The sequence below is a fragment of the Methylomagnum sp. genome, from assembly GCF_054333355.1.
In genome coordinates this window covers 1-5,764 of the sequence record NZ_JBTEKS010000281.1, presented here as the reverse complement: position 1 = coordinate 5,764, position 5,764 = coordinate 1, and the positions used below count along the sequence as shown (strand labels likewise).

5 protein-coding genes are annotated in these 5,764 nt (G+C 59.9%); 2 read left to right on the top strand and 3 right to left on the bottom strand.

The window, feature by feature from the left end; all coding sequences use genetic code 11:
- The coding region (gene lgt / locus ACXWUF_RS17170) for a prolipoprotein diacylglyceryl transferase (RefSeq protein WP_458495842.1) at nt 1–624 on the top strand (624 nt) is incomplete at its 5' end.
- Between the two features lie 34 nt (nt 625–658).
- Here lgt and ACXWUF_RS17165 read toward each other — a convergent pair.
- The 3 genes from ACXWUF_RS17165 to ACXWUF_RS17155 form a co-directional block, all read right to left on the bottom strand.
- Nucleotides 659–1,051: a hypothetical protein gene (locus ACXWUF_RS17165; protein ID WP_458495841.1), complete on the bottom strand. Its 393-nt coding sequence runs from the start codon at nt 1,049–1,051 to the stop codon at nt 659–661.
- 31 nt (nt 1,052–1,082) lie between these two features.
- On the bottom strand, nt 1,083–1,844 hold the full coding sequence (locus ACXWUF_RS17160; protein ID WP_458495840.1) for an oxygen-binding di-iron domain-containing protein: 762 nt from the start codon (nt 1,842–1,844) through the stop codon (nt 1,083–1,085).
- Between the two features lie 573 nt (nt 1,845–2,417).
- A complete protein-coding gene (locus ACXWUF_RS17155) occupies nt 2,418–3,776 on the bottom strand; it encodes a DegQ family serine endoprotease (RefSeq protein WP_458495839.1) in 1,359 nt (452 codons plus the stop codon).
- A gap of 138 nt (nt 3,777–3,914) precedes the next feature.
- On the opposite strand from ACXWUF_RS17155, the gene ACXWUF_RS17150 reads away from it, so the two are divergent.
- The coding region (locus ACXWUF_RS17150; RefSeq protein ID WP_458495838.1) for a cyclic nucleotide-binding domain-containing protein at nt 3,915–5,764 on the top strand (1,850 nt) is incomplete at its 3' end.

The window sequence follows — 5,764 nt, the reverse complement described above, 5'->3', positions numbered from 1 at the left end:
GTCATCGGCGGCACGGTGATTGGGGCTAGGCTGGGCCATGTGCTGCTCTACGATCCGGGCTATTACCTTAGCCATCCGCTGAAGATACTCGCCGTCTGGGAGGGCGGACTCGCCAGCCATGGCGCGGTGGTGGGAATATTGACGGGGGTTTGGCTGTATTCACGCCGGGCCACGAACCAATCCTTCCTGTGGGTCTGCGACCGCATCGGCATGGCCGTGCCGCTGTCGGGTTGCTTGATCCGAACCGGCAATTTCTTCAATTCGGAAATCCTGGGCCGACCCGCCGAGGTGCCCTGGGCGGTGGTTTTCGCCCGCGTCGATATGGTGCCGCGCCATCCGGTGCAGCTATACGAGGCGCTTTGCTACCTGCTGATTTTCTTGTTCCAGTTCGATTATTACCGGCGGCGGGGTCATGCCGGACCCACCGGATATTTATTTGGCCGGTTCCTCGCGCTGGTATTCGGCGCCCGGTTCTTCATGGAATTCTTCAAGGAAGGGCAAGCCGCTTTCGAGGCCGGATGGGCCATTACCATGGGGCAATACCTAAGCATTCCGGTGGTATTGCTAGGGGGGTATATGATTTGGCGGGCGACATCGAAAAACAAAGGCCGACTCGGCTTTTGAAACCGAGTCGGCCGCAACGAAAAACCCCAAGCGCTCAAGTATCCGCCGACTTATTCCGCAACAACTCGCCAATGTGCTTGGATGCCTCCAAACCCGCCCCAATCAATCCATCCCGGTCATAGGCGCCGCCCGCCAAAACCAGCAAGGCCAAACCGTTGTCGCCCGGTATGATAACCGCCGTCGAATCGCCAAAACTCAAGGCGTGATGATTCACGGCGGTGGCTCCATCAAACTCATGGGCCAGCTTTTCAGCGATCAGCACGAGGCTGGATACCATGGCGCTTAACAAGGCCCGGTCCATGCCCCCGATGTTCGCGTCATATAAAACATCACTCTGCCCCGAGCAGGCCACCACCGCGCACCCCTTGACGCCCGCGATTTGCGTGAGTGGCTGAATCAATTCTTCGAGCCGATAAATTTTTCCCATGGTATTGCCTCGTTATTCTAAATTCTAAGCTCTAAGGTGCCTGATAATCCGCTTGGGTCATCAGGTCCGTGCCGCACTCCAGCGTTTCAAACCAATCCAGGAACTTGTTCACCATCGCCTTGCCCTTAAAGGACGCGCCGTGCTGGGGCACAATCCATTCCACATCCAATTGCCGAATCATATTCACCCACAACCGGCACACTTTGTTGTTGCTCATGTAGTGGGCATGGAATCCCGCCATATTGGGCAGATGCGCGTCGAAATCTTCAATGGGGTGGCCCGCCTTGGCCGCCTCGACCAAGGACGCGCCCACGTCGCCGGAAAATAGGATTTTGCTCAATGGATCATAAATCTGGTGATTGCCGACGGTGTGCAGATAATGGGCGGGCAGAATCTTCAACTCGCATTGCCCTAGCTCAATATTCATGCCGCGATGGGGAATCGCGATCAGGCGCCCGACGGTCATACCCCTGGAACAAAAATGCGGAATAAACCGGGTCCAGTCCTGGGAAATCAGGATATTCGCGTCGGTGATCAATAGCCAGCCATTGGCCGAGGCGACAATATCCGGGTCTTGATGGGAGGCGAATACATACCGGGTGCGGGCGGGCAGGAAGAATTTGGACATTTCGGAAATCAAATCCTTATAGGTGAGATTTCCGCCCGGATCGAGCAACATGCCCTCGCCCTTATCGACGATGATGAACTGGTTGCACTGAATCCCTTCGCCTTTCACTAGATCGTTGAAGACGACACATTTATGATTGCCGTCGTTATAGAGTTCGACTGCCATAATAACCCCTCTCCATTAAGCTATTTGTTCAGGTGGTGTTTGATTGTCATAGGCATTTTCTCTGGTATGCCTTTTACACCCAATGGCCGCAGAAAGCGGATTGTCCTTCAAAGCCAAGCCATCTCGATCCGGCACCGAAGGTGGGCTAAGTTTAATCCACTTTTCAGAATTCTTTAGCCCTGAACGTGACAGGGCCGACAAAACCCGGTTCAAGCTCTATCGGCCCATAAGTTTCATAAGGTGGGTCACGGCGCACGGCAAAATCAACAGAAATAGCGAGCCTCATCGCGGTGCGCCCAGGGCAATCGCGCTATGTGATGAAATGGGGTTTCCCCTCTCCCACCGGGAGAGGGTTAGGGTGAGGGGATCAAAAAAGGATTTCTTCCTTTAACTAACGTTGATGGCTATCCCGGCCTGAGCTTTTTGGGTGCCATGTTGAAAGAGTTAAGGCAGAAAAGATCAGGCTTGAATCCCCCTCACCCCAACCCTCTCCCGCTGGAGAGGGGGAAAACGGGCGGCTTTTGACGATAGCGCGATTGCCCTGGTAGTGCGCCCCACCCACCCTATGGTTTTTTAGCGCAGCAGCAGGAAAAAGCCCTGCCCGCCCCGCTGGATGTTAAGCAGCATTTCGCCGCCGCCCCGCACGATCCGGCTGAGCTCATCCAGGCTGCGCACCGGCTCGCGGTTGGCCATGATGATCACGTCGCCGGGCCGCAGTCCCGCCTGGAACGGATAGGACGCGGTGTGGATTTTGTCCACCTGCACGCCCTCCCCGCCCGCGCCGGCATCCAGGTCGCGCAGCACGGTGCCCGCCAGCTTGGGGCTGATGGTCTTGCCGTCGGCGGTGACGATCTTGGGCGCGGCGATCTTCGCCTCGCGGATCACGTTCTCGCCCTTGTGCAGCACTTCCATTTCCACGGTGTCGCCGATTTGCGTCAAGCCAATGGCGTTGCGCACATCCATCCCGCTGCGCACCTTGCGGCCATTGACGGCCAGCACGATGTCGCCCGGCTCCAGCTTGGCCTTGGCGGCGGGGGAATCGGGCTGCACGCCGGTGACGACGGCGCCCTGGCTCTCGGTCAGGCCGAATGCCTGGGCCAGATCGTGGGTCAGGTCTTGGACATTCACGCCCAACAGCCCGCGCTTCACCGAGCCGTGCTCCACCAGGGTGTTCATGATGCTCATCGCCATGTTGGCGGGAATGGCGAAGCCGATGCCGACGTTGCCGCCGCTGGGCGCCAGGATCGCCGTGTTGATGCCGATCAACTGGCCGTTGAGATCGACCAGGGCACCGCCCGAGTTGCCGGGGTTGATGGAGGCGTCGGTTTGGATGAAGTCCTCGTAGCCCTCGATCCCCAGGCCCGAGCGGCCCAGGGCGCTGACGATGCCGGACGTGACCGTCTGCCCCAAACCGAAGGGATTGCCCACCGCCACCACGAAATCGCCCACTTGCAGCTTGTCGGAGTTGCCCACGGTCAGGGCCATCAGCCGCTCGGAATCCACCTTGACCACGGCGATATCCGACTCCGGGTCGGCGCCCACCAGCTTGGCGTTGAATTTGCGGCCATCGGTCAGCGTCACCATGATCTCGTCGGCCTTGTCGATGACGTGGTTATTGGTCAGCACGTAGCCGCGCTTGGCGTCCACGATGACCCCGGAGCCGAGGCTGGAGGTCTCCCGCTTGCGGGGCTGGTTGGGGATGTCGAAGAAGTGCCGGAAGAACGGGTCGCGGAGCAGGGGATGCTCGGCCTCCTGGATTTGGGTGCGGGTGGAAATGTTGACCACCGCTGGCGTAACGTTCTTGAGCATGGGCGCCAGGCTCGGCATCGGCTGACCATCGACGCTGAGGGGCCAAGTCGCCGAGGCGGGGCCAGACAGGCTCAGCAGCCCGGCCAATAACAAGGGAAACAATCGACTGTGGATTCTTGACATACCATGCCTCGATTCATGAAGGGTTTGGGATGATCCATCCCGTATCAATGCGGTAAGTTGCCCGTAAATGGCACGGGGGCGACCGCAACAGGATGGGCTATTATATGGAGCCTGCCCCCCTGGAATTTCAATCCGATCATGTCTGCCGCACCCACCCCAAACGAAACGCAAGACCTGCGCCGCCTGATTCCCCTGAACACCTTGTCCGCCCAACGCTTCGACGAGCTGTGCGCGGCGCTGAAGATCGAGGACGCGCCCAAGGGAACCGCCCTGTTTCATCAAGGCGACGCCACCAGCGAATTCGTCTACCTGCTCTCGGGGACCATTTCCCTGCAAGCGGGCGGGGTCGAAATGGACTCGGTGAGCAGCGGCACCGACGTGGCCCGGTTCGCCCTGGCCCACCAGAACCCCAGGAAGGTGGCCGCGATTGCCAAGGACGCCATCCGCTTCGTGCGCATTGCCACGGAGCTGGTCTATCCGAAAGAGGAAGTCCGCATCCCGCCGCCCGAGGCGAAGGCCACCGAATTATCGGAAAGCTCCGAAACCGACTGGATGTCCTCCCTGCTGCGCTCGCCCATCTTCCAACGGCTGCCGCCGGCCAATCTCCAGGCGGTGCTGCGGGCCATCCAAGAAGTCAAGGTCAAGGCGGGCGACGTGATTTTCCATCAGGACGATGCGGGCGATTACTTCTACATCATCAAGCACGGGCAATGCTCCCTGACCCGCAAGCCCTCCGCGAACGCCAAGGAAATCAAGCTGGCGACCCTCAAGAGCCGCGACACCTTCGGCGAGGACGCGCTGATCTCGGAACAGCCGCGCACCCTCACCGTCACCATGGACACCCACGGCGAGCTGATGCGGCTGGACAAGGCCAACTTCCTCAAATTGGTCAGCGACCCGGTCATCGGCAAGCTGTCCGCCAAGGAGGCCATCGAAGTCATCAAGCAGGGCGGGATTTGGCTGGACGTGCGGATGCCGGACCAATACCAACATGGTCAGCCACGCGGCCCACTCATCCGGGCGCCGTTCTTCTCGCTGCGGATGATGCTGACCAGCTTGGATCGCGGCAAGAAGTACATCGCCGTCTGCGAAACCGGCAAAATCAGCGAAGCCGCCGCCTATCTACTACTTCGATTCCGTTTCAACGCCCAGGTTTTAAAAGGCGGCATCGACAGCTTGCCGCCCGACGAAATCATCGCGGAACTGGCGGAGCCGACACCCGAACCTGAACCCAAACACGAACTGAGGCTGGAAGCGCTCGACGGTCTCGACGAGCCGGAAATCGTTCTCACGGACGTTCCCGTCGCGCCGCCCCCGGCTGAGGAGGAAGCTCCGCCCATCGCGTCGGACGGTGACAGCCGCCGGTCGCCCATCCCCCTTCCGCCCGACCAGGATCAGCGCAGGCTGGAATCCCGGCTAACGCGGCTAATCGCCGAAAAAGAAAAAGCCGACGCCGAATTGCAGCAGGCCCGGCTGGCCACGCACAAGCTGCAAACGGCCCTGACGGAAATGCAGAAGGAGCGGGATCAGTTATTGCAGCAATACGCGACCAGCAGTGCCGTCATGCCTCCAGCGCGGGAAGCCGTGCCGGAGGATGACCTACGGCAGGAATTGGAGGACTTGAAGGCGCGCTATTCCCAGACCGTGTTTGAAAAAGATTTCGCCGGGCAAGAAGTGCAAAACCTGGAAAAACAAGTCGGCGACCTCAAGGCCATGGTCGAGGACTTCATGGAGCAGGGCGGCTACACCGCCGACGCGGAGGTCGAGGCTTTGCGGGCGGAACTGGAAATGGTGCGGGAACAGGCGGGTTCCGAGTTGATCGCGCTGCAAACCAGGGCGAGCGAGGCGGAAGCCGCAAAGGCCCGGCTGGAAACCGATTTGCAATTGGCGAAAGTCCAGTTGTCGGTGCGCGAGGCCGCCTCGGAGGAGGATGAACGCCCGCCGGAAAAGCCGTCCCTGATACCGGCCATACTGGGAGGCGCCGCCGT